The 16223-nt window shown below is 60.0% G+C and carries 14 protein-coding genes, 1 tRNA gene and 2 pseudogenes; 4 read left to right on the top strand and 13 right to left on the bottom strand.

All coding sequences use genetic code 11. The features are described from left to right. Positions 1-92: 92 nt before the first annotated feature. The 5 genes and pseudogenes from AC07W0_RS26520 to AC07W0_RS26540 all read right to left on the bottom strand — a co-directional run. Positions 93-275: pseudogene (locus tag AC07W0_RS26520) on the bottom strand (hypothetical protein); the annotation flags it as partial. Positions 276-315: 40 nt separating this feature from the next. After that, a complete protein-coding gene (locus AC07W0_RS26525) occupies positions 316-720 on the bottom strand; it encodes a hypothetical protein (RefSeq protein WP_046483935.1) in 405 nt (134 codons plus the stop codon). 253 nt (positions 721-973) lie between these two features. Beyond that, complete coding sequence (locus AC07W0_RS26530; protein WP_017845875.1) at positions 974-1684, bottom strand: ParA family protein; 711 nt, start codon at positions 1682-1684, stop codon at positions 974-976. Positions 1685-1805: 121 nt separating this feature from the next. After that, positions 1806-1881: transfer RNA gene (locus AC07W0_RS26535), tRNA-Asn, on the bottom strand. An 83-nt stretch (positions 1882-1964) separates the two neighbouring features. Continuing rightward, positions 1965-2849 (bottom strand): LysR family transcriptional regulator, encoded by an 885-nt coding sequence (locus AC07W0_RS26540; RefSeq protein WP_102618594.1) that lies wholly within the window; start codon positions 2847-2849, stop codon positions 1965-1967. A gap of 101 nt (positions 2850-2950) precedes the next feature. Between AC07W0_RS26540 and lldD the strand changes: the two genes are divergently transcribed. Next, positions 2951-4093: an FMN-dependent L-lactate dehydrogenase LldD gene (gene lldD, locus AC07W0_RS26545; protein ID WP_046382592.1), complete on the top strand. Its 1143-nt coding sequence runs from the start codon at positions 2951-2953 to the stop codon at positions 4091-4093. A gap of 304 nt (positions 4094-4397) precedes the next feature. Further along, positions 4398-5324, top strand: coding sequence for a GGDEF domain-containing protein (locus AC07W0_RS26550; protein WP_046382591.1), 927 nt, complete (start codon positions 4398-4400; stop codon positions 5322-5324). A 21-nt stretch (positions 5325-5345) separates the two neighbouring features. On the opposite strand, the gene AC07W0_RS26555 is transcribed toward AC07W0_RS26550, so the two are convergent. The 5 genes from AC07W0_RS26555 to trhO form a co-directional block, all read right to left on the bottom strand. Continuing rightward, positions 5346-6116, bottom strand: coding sequence for an iron-containing redox enzyme family protein (locus AC07W0_RS26555; protein ID WP_186352193.1), 771 nt, complete (start codon positions 6114-6116; stop codon positions 5346-5348). Positions 6117-6194: 78 nt separating this feature from the next. Then, positions 6195-8657 carry an EAL domain-containing protein gene (locus AC07W0_RS26560; RefSeq protein ID WP_102618593.1) on the bottom strand — a complete coding sequence of 821 codons (2463 nt, stop codon included), beginning with the start codon at positions 8655-8657 and terminating at the stop codon, positions 6195-6197. Positions 8658-8728: 71 nt separating this feature from the next. Then, positions 8729-10546 carry an ABC transporter ATP-binding protein gene (locus AC07W0_RS26565; RefSeq protein WP_046382588.1) on the bottom strand — a complete coding sequence of 606 codons (1818 nt, stop codon included), beginning with the start codon at positions 10544-10546 and terminating at the stop codon, positions 8729-8731. Then, a complete protein-coding gene (locus AC07W0_RS26570; RefSeq protein ID WP_169883702.1) occupies positions 10539-11141 on the bottom strand; it encodes a DsbA family protein in 603 nt (200 codons plus the stop codon). Before AC07W0_RS26570 ends, AC07W0_RS26565 begins: the two co-directional genes overlap by 8 nt. Before the next feature lie 36 nt (positions 11142-11177). Further along, positions 11178-12119, bottom strand: coding sequence for an oxygen-dependent tRNA uridine(34) hydroxylase TrhO (trhO, locus tag AC07W0_RS26575; protein WP_017845867.1), 942 nt, complete (start codon positions 12117-12119; stop codon positions 11178-11180). A gap of 86 nt (positions 12120-12205) precedes the next feature. Here trhO and AC07W0_RS26580 point away from each other — a divergent pair. Continuing rightward, positions 12206-12328: pseudogene (locus AC07W0_RS26580) on the top strand (outer membrane lipoprotein carrier protein LolA); the annotation flags it as partial. Between the two features lie 17 nt (positions 12329-12345). Here AC07W0_RS26580 and AC07W0_RS26585 read toward each other — a convergent pair. Next, entirely contained in the window at positions 12346-12639 is a 294-nt protein-coding gene (locus AC07W0_RS26585; protein ID WP_026139887.1) for a BolA family protein, read from the bottom strand. Positions 12640-12645: 6 nt separating this feature from the next. Further along, complete coding sequence (locus AC07W0_RS26590; RefSeq protein ID WP_010567461.1) at positions 12646-13164, bottom strand: DUF2059 domain-containing protein; 519 nt, start codon at positions 13162-13164, stop codon at positions 12646-12648. A 193-nt stretch (positions 13165-13357) separates the two neighbouring features. Between AC07W0_RS26590 and AC07W0_RS26595 the strand changes: the two genes are divergently transcribed. After that, positions 13358-14746, top strand: a complete 1389-nt coding sequence (locus tag AC07W0_RS26595; protein ID WP_046483948.1) for a class II fumarate hydratase — start codon at positions 13358-13360, stop codon at positions 14744-14746. A gap of 505 nt (positions 14747-15251) precedes the next feature. Here the strand turns inward: AC07W0_RS26595 and AC07W0_RS26600 are convergent. Continuing rightward, positions 15252-16208, bottom strand: a complete 957-nt coding sequence (locus tag AC07W0_RS26600; RefSeq protein WP_102618592.1) for a DMT family transporter — start codon at positions 16206-16208, stop codon at positions 15252-15254. Positions 16209-16223 lie beyond the last annotated feature (15 nt).

A 16223-nucleotide genomic window follows, 5' to 3' on the forward strand; every position in this document is an offset into this window, starting at 1 on the left:
TCAGCAAAAGTCTAAGTTCGCACGTTGAATTTTGCGCCACCTCCGTGAGGTGGGGAGGCCGGCCAGATGATTCTCAGTTTTATTTAAATTCCGATCAGGCCGCTGTTGGAAAGGTCGTTGCTGGAATTCGCCGACAGGTTATTGGTAGCACACGGCGCGCCGGCGTTAAGCAGATCTTCACCGGCTATCAGGTTCGGATTGTTACCGGCGATCAACCCGCCCCTCGGCGCGAGGCGATTGTCGGCCCGGGCTAGATAGAGCACCGGCACTAGGATTTGCGCGTCATCTACCTCGTTCTTCCTTTCTCCACAATTACTACTCACTTAACTTCTTAGCCAATGTAGTCTTCATTAGCTTTAACGTTCGATTCCCTTCCTTGAAACCCTCATTTAGAGCGAGTATGGCCTGCGACTTATCGAAAATATAGCCAGCTAAAAAAATTGATTCAATTGATTCAATTGCATGAATGACAACCGATTCCTCCTCAGCCTTTAGAAGCGCTAACAGAATACGCAGAGCCCGCTCATCATTCGAGTCCCCAAGGGACTCCGCGCACCGACCTCGCCACATTTCAGACTTCACTGAAAGCGCATACTCAAGTTCACCCCAACTCAAACTATCAAACTGAGAGATTTTGGAGGCTGCGATATCAATACCTACATCCGACCAATAATCTTCTGACCCTATCGAATCCAGCAAAAATTCATACTCCTTAAACATATTTCACCTATCAAAATTTCGTTGGATCCGTGCATCCTCTGCCACAAGGATAGCCAGCAGTAACGCGATCCCCCACCTTGATCACCTCAACTTTAACACCGTTAACTGTCGTTTGATGCAACGAGGCACCATCGGATCTAGTCGCGAGCGCCGGGCCATTTCCGGTAGCCCGAACAGCACTCATAGTTTGCGCTGTAGTGGTCTAATGAAACCGGACACCCATTTAGGCGAGAATGCTCGCCAGAACGAGGTGTCAGATGACCAAACAACGCCGTACCTTTTCCCCTGAATTCAAACGCGAGGCGGCCGGGATCGTGGTCTGGATCATCTGGACCTTCGGATGATCAGAAAAAGTTTCGGTTAGCGTGTGATAGATCAGGTTTGCATCGTTGGTTGCATCAAGCTTGTTGATCACGACATTCAACATTGGCGTCTCTGCACCCAGCGCTGCCAACGGCTCAAGATCTCGATAGAGCTGGAGCATTCCACGCTGAAACTCTCGTGCAGTCAGCATATCCGGGGTGATGGGCGAAATAGCCATTTGTGCCCCAAGCAAGGCCATCTCCAGCACGATGGAGCGAGCTCCTTGGGTATCGATCAGAATCAGATCAAAGTCCTGCTCGAAAGCCGGCAGCAGATTCTTGAGACGAAGGCGCCCGTCAGCAGCATGGAGCAACAAATTTCCCAGCTGATTGAACGGATCATTGGAATGGATCAATGAGAGATTAGGAATGCAGGTCTGCGAAATGACCTGGTCGGCCCGAGTCTCGTTATTCGCGATCAGTTGATAGGTTCCACCAGGCGCCTCATGCGATAGCGCATAGAATGAGGACAGAGACGGCTGATTATCCAGATCAATGAGCAGGGTGCGGATCCCTGCATCGGCGCAGAACGCGCCCAGATTGACGCCGACCGTGGTTTTACCCGGCCCACCTTTGGTTGAAACGACTGCAGCGACTTTCATGATATTTACCTCTGAATCGTAGGATTAGAGACGCATTCATGCTGGTCACGCTGTGCGCTTTGATCACCCCGGAAAAATCCAAGGCAAAAAAAGCCTGCATCGCTGCAGGCTTTTTCCTATCTGGCTCCACGACCTGGACTCGAACCAGGGACCCAATGATTAACAGTCATTTGCTCTACCAACTGAGCTATCGCGGAATTCACCGTATGTTACTGATTAAAAAGGACAAGTCAAGCACTACCTGGCATTGCCGAACGCAATCGGATAACCCGTTCGGCTTTTACCCTGCGTGGGCCATTTCCTTGGCCAGGTCCAGCCAGGCGCGCGCTGCGGGTGGCAGGTGGGCGCTGGCGCGCCAGGCCAGGGCGATGTGCCAGTCGGTGTGGGGTTCGTCCAAGGGGATCAGGGCGATGCCGGCGTGCTGGTGCTTGTGCGCGAGCATGCGTGGCAGGAAGGCGACGCCCAGCCCTGCCGCCACCAGGTCGACGATGAAGTCGATCTGCCCACTACGGGCGGTGACGCGGGGCGTCACGCCCTTGCGTTCGCAGGCGGCGAGGATTAATGCGTTCAGGGCAAAACCGGCTTCGAACAGAATGAACGGTGAATCCGCGAGGTCGGTGAAGTCGATGCGCTTGCGCCGCGCGAGCGCATGGCTCATGGGCAGCACGGCCATCAGCGGCTCATTGCGCACGGGCTGGTAGTCGAAGCCATCGTCTACCGGCAGCAACAGGGCCGCCAGGTCGACCTCCCCGACTTCCAGGCATTCATGCAGTTTTTTGCTGCCGTGCTCGGTAAGTTCGATATCGATGTCCGGGTAGCGGTTGCGGTAGGTGGCGAACATAGACGCGAACAACACGCCGCATCCCACCGGCGGCAGGCCGATGCGCAGCACGCCGCGCTTGAGGTCGCGCAGGTCGTTGATCTCGGCGACCAGATCGCTGCGTTCGGCGAGCAGCACCAGGGCGCGACGGTAGGCAATTTCGCCTGCGGCGGTAAGTTCGTTCTTGTGTCCAAGACGATTAAGCAGCGGCGCACCCAGTTCTTCTTCCAGGGTCTTGACGGCCTTGCTCACCGTCGACTGGGTCAGCGACACCACCTGCGCCGCCTGGGAAAACCCGCCCTGGCGCACCACCTCAACGAAGACACGCAGTGTTCTCAGGTTCATCGGTATTCCTTTTGCGACTGGGCACTAGCGATAAAAGTTGTTTTTATCATGCCAGAAGTTTGCTTACCGTAACCCCCCTTTGCCCTGTGGAGTCACTGCTCATGATCATTTCGTCGGCATCCGATTACCGTGCCGCCGCCAAGCGCAAGCTGCCGCGCTTCCTGTTCGACTACATCGACGGTGGCGCCTACGCCGAACACACGATGCGTGCCAACAGTTCGGACCTGGCCGAGATCAGCCTGCGCCAACGCATTCTGCGCAACGTGGATAGCCTGAGCTTGAAGACCACGCTGTTCGGTCAGGAACATGCCATGCCGATCATCCTCAGCCCCGTTGGCTTGACCGGTATGTACGCACGGCGCGGCGAGGTGCAGGCGGCCAAGGCGGCGGCCAACAAGGGGATTCCCTTCTGTCTGTCGACGGTGTCGGTGTGTTCGATCGAGGAAGTGGCGTCGCAAAGCGCGCAGTCGATCTGGTTCCAGCTCTATGTGCTCAAGGACCGCGGCTTTATGCGTAACGCGCTGGAACGGGCGCAGGCCGCCGGGGTGACGACGCTGGTGTTCACCGTCGATATGCCGACGCCGGGCGCGCGTTACCGTGATGCACACTCGGGCATGTCCGGGCCGTATGCCTCGGCGCGCCGGATGCTGCAGGCCGTCACCAAGCCACAATGGGCCTGGGATGTCGGCGTGCTGGGCCGCCCGCACGACCTGGGCAATATCTCCAAGTACCTGGGCAAGCCCACCACCCTCGAAGATTACGTCGGTTGGCTGGCCAACAACTTCGACCCGTCGATCAGTTGGAAAGACTTGGAGTGGATACGCGAGTTCTGGAAAGGCCCGATGATCATCAAGGGCATCCTCGACCCGCAGGACGCCAAGGACGCAGTGAGCTTCGGCGCCGATGGCATCGTGGTCTCCAACCATGGCGGCCGCCAGTTGGACGGCGTGCTCTCCACCGCCAAGGCACTGCCGCCCATTGCCCAGGCAGTCGGCGATGACCTGACGGTGCTGGTGGACTCCGGCATCCGCTCCGGGCTCGACGTGGTACGCATGCTCGCCCTGGGCGCCAAGGCATGCCTGTTGGGACGTTCGACCGCCTATGCGTTGGCCGCCGATGGCCAGCACGGGGTGGAAAACCTGTTGGATATCTTCGCCAAGGAAATGCGTGTGGCCATGACGCTGACCGGCGTGACGTCGATCGAGCAGATCGACGCCACCACGCTGGTTCAGTACGGCGGGTAAAACCGCCGTCACCTGCCAAATAACTGACATCCTTTCGCCATGGCTGTTTTTGACCCCATAAACAGCCTTTGATTTATAAGGATTTTATTCAAAATAAAACAAAGTGGCATGAATCTCGCTCTAGCCCTTTCAAGCAGGTTAAGCGATGACAAGACGTGTGGCAGTGCCCAAGGGTTATAACCCCTGGCAAAGCGGTTTAAACTGTTTCCAATGTTTTACGGAACTGAAGGAACAGTAAGACGCTTGGCACTCGCCACTCTCATCGAGCCTGTAAGACAGCTAAGTGCTTAGAGGCCGACTGCTTATGAAAAACCCGCCCCAGCTCCACGCAATTGACTTCGACAGTGCCAAATTGCAACGCCTGGGCTTTAGTCAGTCATCCCCTCTCTCGCACCGCCCCACCACGGTTGCTCAACTGCGCCAACAACTGGGCCTGCAACTGCAGACCAGCCTGGAACCGCAATGCATCCTCGGTCTGTTCTTTCGCGAGATCCAGCGCCTGGTGCCCCTGGACGCTCTGCACTACAGCCATCAGGCCAGTGACCTGCGCCTGGAATTCGGTCATCGCGGCCATCATTCGGTGAGCTACGCCTTGAGCCATGAAGGCGAACATCTGGGCGAGCTGGTATTCCGTCGCAACCAACGTTTGATGGAAGAAGAACTGAGTCAACTCGAATCACTGCTGGCCACCCTGCTCTACCCGATGCGTAACGCCCTGCTCTATCGCGCCGCGACCCGCAGCGCCCTGCGTGACCCGTTGACCGAAACCGGCAACCGCATCGCCATGGACCAGACCCTGCAGCGGGAAATCGACATGGCGCGGCGACACTCGACCCCGTTGTCCCTGCTGATGCTCGACATCGATCACTTCAAACGCATCAACGACACTCACGGCCACGCGGCCGGCGACAAGGTACTGCGCGCCGTGGCTGCGTCGATCAAGGGCCAGTTGCGCAATGTGGACATGGTGTTCCGCTTTGGCGGGGAAGAGTTCCTGATCCTGCTCTCCAACACCGGCCGGGATGCGGCGGCGGTCGTCGGCGAGCGCCTGCGCCAGGCGACACAGGCCCAGGAATATTGGGCGGATGACATACGCATCGATCTGACGGTGAGCCTGGGCTGCTCGACGTTGTTGCCTGCCGAGTCTGCCGAAAGCCTGTTGCGTCGGGCCGACAGCGCCTTGTATGTGGCCAAGCGCGAAGGTCGCAACCGCTTGGCAATGGCGGGGTAAACCCCCGCCACGCGTTTCACATCACGCTTCGCTGGCGACGCGCACCAGGCGCTCGCGAACAGGTGCTGCCGCCGGTTTGTCTTTCTCCAGGCGCATGCAGTTTTCCAGGAACAGGTACATGTAGTTGTAGCTCTTGCACACGGCCTGGCGCAGCTCTGCCTGCAGTTGTCGGCTGGGGTTCGTACCGGCCAGGGTGCAGACGATTTCCAGCGCTTCCCAAGGGTGGGCATCGTCGTACTGGGCATGCATCTTCAGCCACTTCATCGCGCGCTTGCGGTCTTCCTCGGGGAAGGCTGCCGCATAAACGCCGGTGGAGCACACCAACGCGGACCACTCCCCCGTCGCGCCCTCGATGGCGTAGTTGGTGGCGGCGATCGCAACGATCAACGAATCGGCCGAACTGGTGTGCCAGCACCAATGGCTCAGTGCATGCAATTCCGGGGGTACGTTCTGTGCTTGCAGGTCTTCGAGGCTGACGCCGTGGGCGCGGGCCCAATGCAGCCAGTAATCGGCGTGGTTCAATTCCACCCGAATATTGCGCATCAGCCAACGCCGCGCCATATCCTCGCCAGGATGACGGGCAAACTTGGTCTTGGTGAGGTTCTGTGCCATATACAAGGCAAACTGTTCGACCACCGGCCAGCCACCGATCAGGTATTGGCGCATGGTCTTGGCGCTCAGCGTGTTATCACGCATGCGCTGATACAGTTCGTGTTCGACAACTCGGCGCTTGCTCTCGCTACAGTCCTGGATCAATTGCTGAGCCCAGGTGGGGTAACTCGAGGCTTCCATAAGCGGGCCGGTTCGGTTGAAGGTGTCGATCACTGTAAGGCTCCTTTTTAAGTGTGATTGTACAGACCAGCAAATGTTTCAGCGGAATGTGCCGGGCGCCTTGAATAACAGAGGCTGCGGCCGCACAGGTCGACACTGCAAACTATCAAAGGTAAACAATTGCGGGCGTTCAATCACATAGCCCTGAGCGTAATCCACACCAATCTCAAGCAATGCCTGTTCGATGTGCGGCGTTTCAACAAACTCAGCAATTGTGCGCTTACCCATGACGTGGCCGATGTGGTTGATCACTTCGACCATGGCGCGGTTAATCGGGTCGTCCAGCATATCCTTTACGAAACTTCCATCGATCTTCAGGAAGTCTACAGGTAAATGTTTCAGATAAGCGAATGAGGACATTCCGGCGCAGAAGTCATCCAGTGAGAAATGGCAACCTAAGGCTTTGAGTTCATTAATAAAGCGAATCGCACTGCCCAAATTGGCAATAGCGCAGGTCTCAGTTATTTCAAAACAAATCATTTCTGGCGGAACACTGTAAGCCGCGAACTTCTCGCGTAAAAAACCGAGAAAAGCGTCATCACCAATCGTTATGCCTGACAGATTAATCGCACACATTGCCATGGGCCGGCCCGGACGCTCATGCATGCAACGGGCAATCAGGTTGAACACGTTGTCCACCACCCAGCGATCCAGGGAACTCATCAACCCGTAACGTTCGGCGGCCGGAATGAAACTGTCGGGCAGAATGATGCGGCCGGCCTCGTCATGCAGGCGCAGGAGGATTTCAATGTGCCCATTGTCGGCGTCGGTGTGCCCCAGGGGCGCGATTTCCTGGGAGTACAGGCAAAAACGGTTTTCTTCCAGGGCCATGTGCAGGCGCTGCACCCAGGCCATCTCGCCAAAGCGCAAGGACAGCTCGGAGTCGTCCGCGTGGTAGACCTGCACGCGGTTGCGGCCCTTTTCCTTGGCCATGTAGCAGGCCATGTCGGCGGCGCGCAGCGACGTTTCCAGGGTGGTCGGCACCTGGGAGATATGCACCAGGCCAATGCTGACGGTGGTCATGAACGGCCGGCCCTTCCACACGAAATGCAGGTTCTGCACCGTGTGGCGCAGGCTTTCGGCGATTTTTTCCGCCACCGACGCCGGGCAGTTCTCCAACAGGATGCCGAACTCGTCGCCCCCCAGTCGCGCCAGGGTGTCACCTTCACGCAGATCCGATTGCAGCAGTGCGCAGATATGCCGCAACAGCTCGTCGCCTGCCGCATGGCCGCAGGTGTCGTTGACCAGCTTGAACTGGTCCAGGTCGAGGAACATCAAGGCATGCCGCCCGCTGTGCTCACGCGCGACCTGTTGCAGCACCTGTTCCAGGCGGAACTCGAACTCGCGACGGTTGGCCAGGCCGGTCAACGCGTCATGGGTCGCTTGCCACGACAGGTTGGCGATGTACTGACGTTCCTGGGTCATGTCGTGCAGCACCAGCACCGCGCCGCTGACTTTGCCGGCGCTGCGGATCGGCGCGCCCACCAGGGTCACCGAAACAGTGCTGCCATCCAGACGCTGGATGGTTTTGGAGTGTTCGCTGCCGCCGCTCAAACGGCCCTTGGTGATGTGCTCGATCAGCGCAAAACCATCGGGCTGAGCATTTTCATCCAGCAGGTTGAACAGTGCCGCCAGGGGCAGGCCCTGGGCATGGGCCGACGTCCAGCGCGTCAGGGCCTCGGCGGCCGGGTTCATGTAGGCAATGGCGCCATCGACATCGGTGGTGATCACCCCATCGCCGATCGACTCCAGGGTGATCTGTGCCCGCTCCTTCTCCACTTGCAGGGCATCGGCGAACGCGTGCCGCTGCGCCAACAACTTGTGGGTACGCAGCAGCGCCAGGGCGATCAGGCACAAGGCCGTGGCCAGGTTGGTGATCAGCAACAGCCGCAGGACGACGCGCGAGCCTTCACCCAAGGCATCGCTGAACGCCTTGGCCGCCGGCGTCACGCCGTCGTTGATGGCAAAGATATGCGCCTTCCATTGCCGCACATCGTCGTCATGGACCTGACCCGCGGTGATCGCCCGGTGCATCGACCGGGCCAAATCATCCAGCTGGACCAGGTAGGCATCGCCCACGGTCCACAGTTCGATGGCTTTTTCCAGGTAGCTGAAATGGCGAAAGTTGAGGTACAGCCAGATCACGCTGGAGACGTCGTCCGGGTGGTTGCCACCCTTGATGATCCCCAGGCGCGCCGCCTTGAGGTCGGGGGCTGGATGGTCCAGGGCGACACGCAGCTCATGCCCGCCCTGGGGCACGGCAATGGCTTGCTGGTATTTGAGGTAGGTGGCTTCGTCGCGATTATCGGCGTACAGCGTCAGATAGTAGATGGCGTCTTTCTGGCCCTTGGACCACAGGCTTTCGCCGCCCACATAGACGCGCACCGCTGAAAGCACATACAGACTGACACAGCCTAATAATGCCTGGAACAATACGACGGCAATAAAGGGCCAGACAATGCCCAACAACCTTGGCGTTCCGAGAGTCCGCTTCTGCTTCATGAAGTCCCTTGCACATGCACAGCTGAATACGCACGCGAACATCCGCTCCTAATAGCACAGCGTAGGCTAAATCAACGCACTTGTTGCAAGTGCCCGTAAAGTTTGGCGTACAAGCCACCCTCCGCGATCAGTTGCTGATGGTCGCCGTCCTCGGCGATATGCCCACCGTCGAACACCAGCACCCGATCAGCTTGTTTCACCGCCGAAAGCCGATGGGCAATGATCAGTGTAGTCCGCCCACTGAGAAACCGCGCCAACGCCTGGTGCAGGTTGTACTCGGTGGCGGCGTCCAGGGCTGAGGTTGCCTCATCCAGGATCACTACCTTCGGCTCGGCCAAGACCATGCGCGCAATCGCCAGGCGTTGGCGCTGGCCGCCGGAAAAGCGCACGCCAGAGCGCCCCACCACACTGTCCAGGCCCAGGGGCAACGCCTTGACGGTCGCCTCCAACTGGGCGATTTCCAGGGCCTGCCAACACGCCTGGTCACTGCGGTTGCGGCCCATGGTCAGGTTGGCACGCACGGTATCGTTGAACAGCGCGGGGTGTTGCAGCACCACCGCGACGTGCTCGCGGATGGTCTCCAGGCCGATTTCCTGCTGGGTTGCACCACCGAAACGAATACTGCCGGCCTGCGGTGTGTACAGCCCCAGCAGCAGTTGCACCAGGGTACTTTTACCGCCGCCGCTGGCGCCGACAATCGCGACCTTCTCACCAGGTTCGATGCTGAGGTTCAACTGGTCGAGCACCCGCTCTTCGCCATAGCCGAACGTCAGGCCACGCACGTCGATACCGACCGTTTCGCGCCCAGTGAACGGGTCTGCGCCGCCGACATATTGCGGCTCATCGGCACGGGCGAGCAGCTCGTTGATCCGCGTCAGCGCCCCGCCCGCTGCGTAGTAGGCATATTGCAGGTTCAACAACTGCTCCACCGGGCCGATCATGAACCACAGGTAGCTGAACACGGCGAGCATCTGGCCGATGGACAGGTCGGAAAACAGCACGGTGAGCATGGCCGCCGCGCGAAAAATATCGATGCCGAACTGGAACAGCAAACCGCTGGCGCGGCTGGAGGCGTCGGTTTTCCATTGGGAGTGGATCGCATAGTCACGCACTTCCTGGGCGCGCTGGCCGAGGCGCCCGAGGAAAAAGCCCTGGCGATTGCCGGCACGCACTTCCTGGATGGCGTCGAGGGTTTCGGTCAACGCCTGGGTGAAGCGCGAGGTGCTGTCGTTTTCCAGTTTTTTCAGGTGTTTGACGCGCTTGCCCAACTGCACCGTGGCATAGATCACCAGCGGGTTGAACAGCAGGATCAGCAGCGCCAGTTGCCAGTGCATCCACACCAGAATCGCCGAGGTGCCGACCAGGGTCAGCATGGCCACCAGGAAACGGCTGAGGGTTTCGCCGACGAATTTGTCCAGCGTGTCCAGGTCGGTGACCAGGTGCGTGGTGACGGTGCCGCTGCCGAGGCTTTCGTACTCGCCGAGGGAAATACGCTTGAGCCGCTCGATCAGACGCACGCGGATGCGGTAGACGATGTCCTTGGCCAGCCGCGCAAACAAGCGCGCCTGCACCACGTTGAACACCAGCGCACCACAGCGCAGGGCCAGCGTCACCAGCAGCATCAGGCCGATATAACCGGCGGCTTTCTGCCAGCCCAGGGGCAGCGCGTGGTTCATTACCTTGAGCGCGGCATCGCCATGGCCCAGCAGCACTTCGTCGACCAGCAAGGGCAACAACAGGGGGATGGGCACGCTGCACAGGGTCGCCAGTACGGCGACACCATTGGCGATCCACAGGGATTTCTTGTGACGCAAGGCCAGGCGGCGGATTTCCGCCCAGGTCAGTCGATCGACGCGGTGGGAGGGCTCTGTGTCAGGCTGATCAGGCACAGGCGGCTCGCTCCAGCCAGCGGCCGAGCAGCGGTGACAGCTCGGACAGCGGCTGGTAGCCATTGGTCAGCAAGGCCAACTGGCCATTGCGCTCGGCCAGCAACGTCGGAAAACCGGCGATCCCCAAATCCTGCACCCAGGTGAAATCGGCGGCGGTGGCGGCGTGCTGCTCGGCGCGGTCAAACGCCCCGGCGAACTCGATACGCGGTATGCCGGCTTTTTCCGCCAGTTCCACCAGAATACTGGCGAGGGTCACGTCGCGCCCCTCGACATAAAACGCATGCTGGATCAGCCCCAGCAGCTTCCACGCGCAATCCGGCGCCAGGCTGCGCGCGGTGACGATGGCGCGGCACGCCGGCTCAGTGTCGTAGACAAAACCGTCGGGCAGCGCGCCTTCATGCTTGAACGTCTGCCCGGTGGCGTCGGTGACCGCCTGCCAGTGTTCCAGGATATAGCGCCGGGTCGACGGGTCCAGCGCCGCGCCGCTGCCGGTGCGCAAGCCGCCCACCACCAGGTGCAGCTCCACGCCGGCCGCCCGGGCCTGCTCGACCAACGCCTCGGCTACCGGAGCAAAGCCCCAGCACCAGGAACACATCGGGTCCATTATGTAGAGCAGGCGCGCGGACATGGTTCAGGCCTCGGAAGGGGTTTGCTTGTAGTTGTAGCCAATCGGGTGCGGCATATTGCGAGCCTTGGCCAGTTCAATCTGCTTTTGCCGGTCGATCGCGCTGCGGCGGGTTTTCTCCGGCAGCTTATCCCAGCAATGCGGACAACTGATGCCCGCCACGTAGTGCTCGGATGCGCGGTCTTCCACACTAACCGGTGTGCGACAGGCATGACATTGATCGTAGTCGCCTTCGCTCAAGTCGTGGCGCACAGTGACGCGGTTGTCGAACACAAAGCAGTCGCCCTGCCATTTGGTCTCGGCCTGCGGTACCTCTTCGAGGTACTTCAGGATGCCGCCCTTGAGGTGGTAAACCTCATCGAAGCCTTCGCTGAGCATATAGCTGGAGGCCTTCTCGCAACGAATGCCGCCGGTGCAGAACATGGCGACTTTCTTGTGCTTGGCCGGGTCGAAGTTGGCTTTGATGTAGTCGGGAAATTCGCGAAAACTGGTGGTTTTCGGGTCGATCGCGCCTTCAAAGGTGCCGATGGACACCTCATAGTCGTTACGCGTATCGATCAACAGCACTTGCGGGTCGCTGATCAGCGCGTTCCAGTCCTGCGGCTCGACATAGGTGCCGACTTTTTTGTTCGGGTCGACGCCTTCGACGCCCAGGGTCACGATCTCTTTCTTGAGCTTGACCTTGGTGCGATAGAACGGCTGCTCGTCGCAGTACGACTCTTTGTGGTCGATATCGACCATGCGCGGGTCGTTCTTCAGCCAGGCCATCAAGCCATCAATGCCTTCGCGGCTGCCGGAAACGGTGCCGTTGATGCCTTCTTCGGCGATCAGCAAGGTGCCTTTGATGCCGTTGTCGACCATCGCCTGCAGCAGGGGCTCGCGCAGGGCGACGTAATCTTCAAGGGTGACGAACTTATACAGTGCCGCCACGACAATCGGTTGAGTCATGGGTGTTCTCTCCAGGTGGCTACCCTCGTAAGGGGTGAACCGGATGCAAAAAAAACGCGCCAGCTAAGCGGCGCGTTGCGGATTCTATCAGGGATGAACCGTTAACTGTAGGAGCGAGCTTGCTCGCGAAGGTCGTGAACGATGACACGGATAACCTGACGCCCAGCGGCGCTCTGAGTTTTTTCGCGAGCAAGCTCGCTCCTACAGTAGATTCAACATCAACCCGTCAATGGCCGCCAGCGCAGGTCGGCGAGGCCGGGGCTGCGTCGGTTTTCGCCCATTCCTCAGGCGTATAGGTATGCAGCGCCAGCGCATGAAACTCGCTCATCAGGTCACCCAGGGTGGCGTAGACCTTCTGGTGGCGCTTGACGCGGTTAAGCCCTTCGAACTGCTGGCTGACCAGCACGGCCTTGAAGTGGGTCTGCAACCCACGGCTGTGCATGTGGCTTTCGTCCAGCACGCTCAGGTGGTCCGGGCCCAGGGCGGCAAGCGCCGTTTCGATACGCTGTTGCATGGTCATTCCTGCTTACTTCTTCTTGGCCGGTGCGGCGGCTTTAGGTGTCAGCTCGTTGGTCATGTCTTCCAACAACTTGTTCACCACCGGCACGGCGCTTTCCAGCTTGGCCTGGGTCATCTGGGCCGATTGCTGGGTCAGTTGCGGCATTTTTTCCAGGACTTTCTTGCCCAGCGGCGACTGGTAGAAGGCAACCAGATCCTTGAGTTCGGATTCGCTGAAGTTGCTGGTGTAGAGCTTGACCATGTCCGGTTTCAGTTTTGGCCAGCCGATGGCCTGGTCCAGGGCGGCGTTGGCCTTGGCCTGGTAGCTGTCCAGTACGGACTGCTTGGCGGCAGGCGCTTTGGTCTGTTCGAAACGCTGGGCGAACATTTGCTGCACTTGCATGTACACCGGGGTCCCCAGCTTGTCAGCGTGGGCCAGGGTAAGGAAGGCTTCGGCACTGGCGTTGTGGCTGGCGGTATCGGCAAAAACCTGGCCGCTGGCGCAAACCAGAGCAACCGCGGTACAGATGGCACGAAGACGAGTCATCAAGTTTCCTTTTCTAGCAGGCGAGGTAAGACCCCAAGGGCGCCCATTCTGCGCCTAAAAAACGCCATGGCTCAACCCCACCGCTTGTCAGGCATGGATTTGCGGTGGATGAATCCGATGAAACGGCTTTTATGGAACCCCCAGGGCCGATCACGGCCTAAACTGCGCAAACGAACCTGAAGGAGTGTGCCCGATGAGCCGTATCGAAACCGACAGCCTGGGAGAAGTCCAAGTCCCGGATGATGCTTACTGGGGCGCGCAGACCCAACGCTCGCTGGTGAACTTCGCCATCGGTGAGCAGCGCATGCCCCTGGCGGTGTTGCACGCCCTGGCCCTGATCAAGAAAGCCGCCGCCCGGGTCAACAGCCGCAACGGCGACCTGCCCGCCGACATTGCGCGCCTGATCGAACAGGCCGCCGACGAAGTGCTCGACGGCCAGCATGACGACCAGTTCCCGCTGGTGGTGTGGCAGACCGGCAGCGGCACCCAGAGCAACATGAACGCCAACGAAGTGATCGCCGGGCGTGCCAACGAGCTGTCGGGCAAGACGCGCGGCGGCAAGAGCCCGGTGCATCCGAACGACCATGTGAACCGCTCCCAGAGTTCCAACGACTGCTTCCCCACCGCGATGAGCATCGCGGCGGTGCAGGCGGTCAACCAGCGACTGTTGCCAGCGATCACGCACCTGTCCGGCGGGCTGGCGGAATTGTCGGCGCGGCATATGAAGCTGGTGAAGACCGGTCGCACCCACATGATGGATGCCACGCCGATCACCTTTGGCCAGGAACTCTCGGCGTTCATCGCCCAGCTCGATTACGCCGAACGCGCGATCCGCAGCGCCCTGCCCCAGGTGTGCGAGCTGGCCCAGGGCGGCACCGCCGTCGGCACCGGGCTCAATTCGCCCCACGGCTTTGGCGAGGCGATTGCCGCCGAGCTGGCAGCCTTGTCGGGTTTGCCGTTCGTGACCGCACCCAACAAATTCGCCGCCCTCTCCGGCCACGAACCGCTGGTGACGCTGCACGGCGCCCTGAAAACCCTGGCCGTGGCCCTGATGAAAATCGCCAACGACCTGCGCCTGCTCGGCTCCGGCCCGCGCGCCGGGCTGGCGGAAGTCAAACTGCCGGCCAACGAACCGGGCAGCTCGATCATGCCCGGCAAGGTCAACCCGACCCAGTGCGAAGCGCTGTCGATGCTCGCCTGCCAGGTCCTGGGCAACGACGTGACCATCGGCATTGCCGCCAGCCAGGGGCATTTGCAGTTGAACGTGTACAAACCGGTGATCATCCACAACCTGCTGGAATCGATCCGCTTGCTGGCCGACGGCTGCAACAACTTCCAGGAACACTGCATCACCGGCCTCGAGCCCGACGCCGAACAAATGGCCGCGCACCTGGAACGCGGGCTGATGCTGGTGACCGCGCTCAACCCGCACATCGGCTACGACAAATCGGCGCAGATCGCCAAAAAGGCTTACGCCGAAGGCCTGACCCTGAGGGAAGCCGCGCTGGCCCTGGGCTACCTCACCGACGAACAGTTCGACCAATGGGTACGCCCGGAAAACATGCTGGAGGCCGGACAATAAGCGCATAGCGCGTGCTTTTGCTTTGATCTTGCTCTTGATCTTGCTCTTGATCTGCTTTTGATCTTGATCTTAGGCGCCCCGTAAAACCACGCTGGCCGAACGCAGGTTTGAATCCGTGGGTAACCCGGCAGGACGCCGGGTTAGCCGTCCTGGGCCATGGATGGCCCATGACGGCGGCCCACGGATTCAAGCCTGCGTTCGGGCACACCGAGCCTAAGCGAGGTGCCGAGTGGTGGGGCAAGAGCCCTTTTGGTTACTTTTGGGGCTCTTTTCCAAAAGTGACCCGCTGTAAGAGCGGAACCCATAGCAGCCGTTACCAAAGAAACGGATATGTACTCAACCCAAAAAAATGGTCGGCCCAGAGGCCGCCATCGGGGGCAAGCCCCCTCCCACATTTGGAACGAGGTGAACCTGTTGGATATGTATCGACTGTCAGGTCGCCATCGCAAGCAACCCCCCTCCCACACTTAGGCCCGCGTACACCCGATAAAAACACCTGGGCCGATCAAGACGCCAACCGCGCCCGCCGCGCCTTGAGCCCCGCAAACAACGACGGCGCCAACGCCACGGTCGCCGACCCCAACACCACCACCAACGCCCCCACATACCCCAGCGCATTGATCTCTTCAGCCTGCACAAAATCCGGCCACCACCACGCCGCCAGGGCCACCGCCACAAACGTCACCAACGGCGTCAGCGCCAGGGTCGCACTCACCCGCGAGGCTTCCCAATGGGCCAGGGCCTCGGCAAATGCGCCGTAGGCCACCAGCGTGTTCATGCAGCACGCCAGCAGCAGCCAGCCTTGCAGCGGACTCAGTTGCAGGGCCTCCAGCGGATGCGCCCAAGGCGTGAGCAACACCGCGCACGACAGGTAGATCACCATCATCACCTGCAGCGAATTCCACACCGTCAGCAATTGCTTCTGGCCCAAGGCGTAGAACACCCAGATAGTAGTGGCGAGCAGAACCGTCAGTACCCCGGCGGTGTAGGTGCCCAGGGACGTCAGCAACTCCACCAGACGCTGGTTGAAGAACAGGCCAAAGCCGATGACCAGCACCACCAGGCCCAACACCTGGCCCAGGCTGAAGCGCTCTTTAAACACAAACACGCTGGCGACCATCAGGAAGATCGGCCCCATCTGCACCACCAGTTGCGCCGTGCCGGGGCTGAGCATGTTCAGACCCACCAGGTACAGCACGTAGTTGCCCACCAGCCCGCACACGGCCATCGCCACCAGCCAACCGCGGCGCGGCCCGAGCACGCGCAGGCTGGGCAAGCGCTTGACGGCGGCGAGGTAGACGAACAGGCAACTGCCGGCGACCGTCAGGCGAAACCAGGTGACGGTGATCGGGTCCATCACCTGCAACACTTGTTTGAGTTTGACCGGAAGAATGCCCCAGAGCAGCGCGGCCAGCAGGGTCAAGCAAAAGCCATAGACCCAGCGGCCGGAAGAGATGTGCATGAGTGCCCCAGAAGC

It is taken from the genome of Pseudomonas sp. GW704-F2, from assembly GCF_059423025.1.

Bases quoted from the DNA above. Each gene is read 5' to 3' on its own strand.
- AC07W0_RS26525 (WP_046483935.1), bottom strand. From the start codon at position 720: ATGTTTAAGGAGTATGAATTTTTGCTGGATTCGATAGGGTCAGAAGAT.
- AC07W0_RS26530 (WP_017845875.1), bottom strand. From the start codon at position 1,684: ATGAAAGTCGCTGCAGTCGTTTCAACCAAAGGTGGGCCGGGTAAAACC.
- AC07W0_RS26540 (WP_102618594.1), bottom strand. From the start codon at position 2,849: ATGAACCTGAGAACACTGCGTGTCTTCGTTGAGGTGGTGCGCCAGGGC.
- lldD (WP_046382592.1), top strand. From the start codon at position 2,951: ATGATCATTTCGTCGGCATCCGATTACCGTGCCGCCGCCAAGCGCAAG.
- AC07W0_RS26550 (WP_046382591.1), top strand. From the start codon at position 4,398: ATGAAAAACCCGCCCCAGCTCCACGCAATTGACTTCGACAGTGCCAAA.
- AC07W0_RS26555 (WP_186352193.1), bottom strand. From the start codon at position 6,116: ATGGAAGCCTCGAGTTACCCCACCTGGGCTCAGCAATTGATCCAGGAC.
- AC07W0_RS26560 (WP_102618593.1), bottom strand. From the start codon at position 8,657: ATGAAGCAGAAGCGGACTCTCGGAACGCCAAGGTTGTTGGGCATTGTC.
- AC07W0_RS26570 (WP_169883702.1), bottom strand. From the start codon at position 11,141: ATGTGTTCCTGGTGCTGGGGCTTTGCTCCGGTAGCCGAGGCGTTGGTC.
- trhO (WP_017845867.1), bottom strand. From the start codon at position 12,119: ATGACTCAACCGATTGTCGTGGCGGCACTGTATAAGTTCGTCACCCTT.
- AC07W0_RS26585 (WP_026139887.1), bottom strand. From the start codon at position 12,639: ATGACCATGCAACAGCGTATCGAAACGGCGCTTGCCGCCCTGGGCCCG.
- AC07W0_RS26590 (WP_010567461.1), bottom strand. From the start codon at position 13,164: ATGACTCGTCTTCGTGCCATCTGTACCGCGGTTGCTCTGGTTTGCGCC.
- AC07W0_RS26595 (WP_046483948.1), top strand. From the start codon at position 13,358: ATGAGCCGTATCGAAACCGACAGCCTGGGAGAAGTCCAAGTCCCGGAT.
- AC07W0_RS26600 (WP_102618592.1), bottom strand. From the start codon at position 16,208: ATGCACATCTCTTCCGGCCGCTGGGTCTATGGCTTTTGCTTGACCCTG.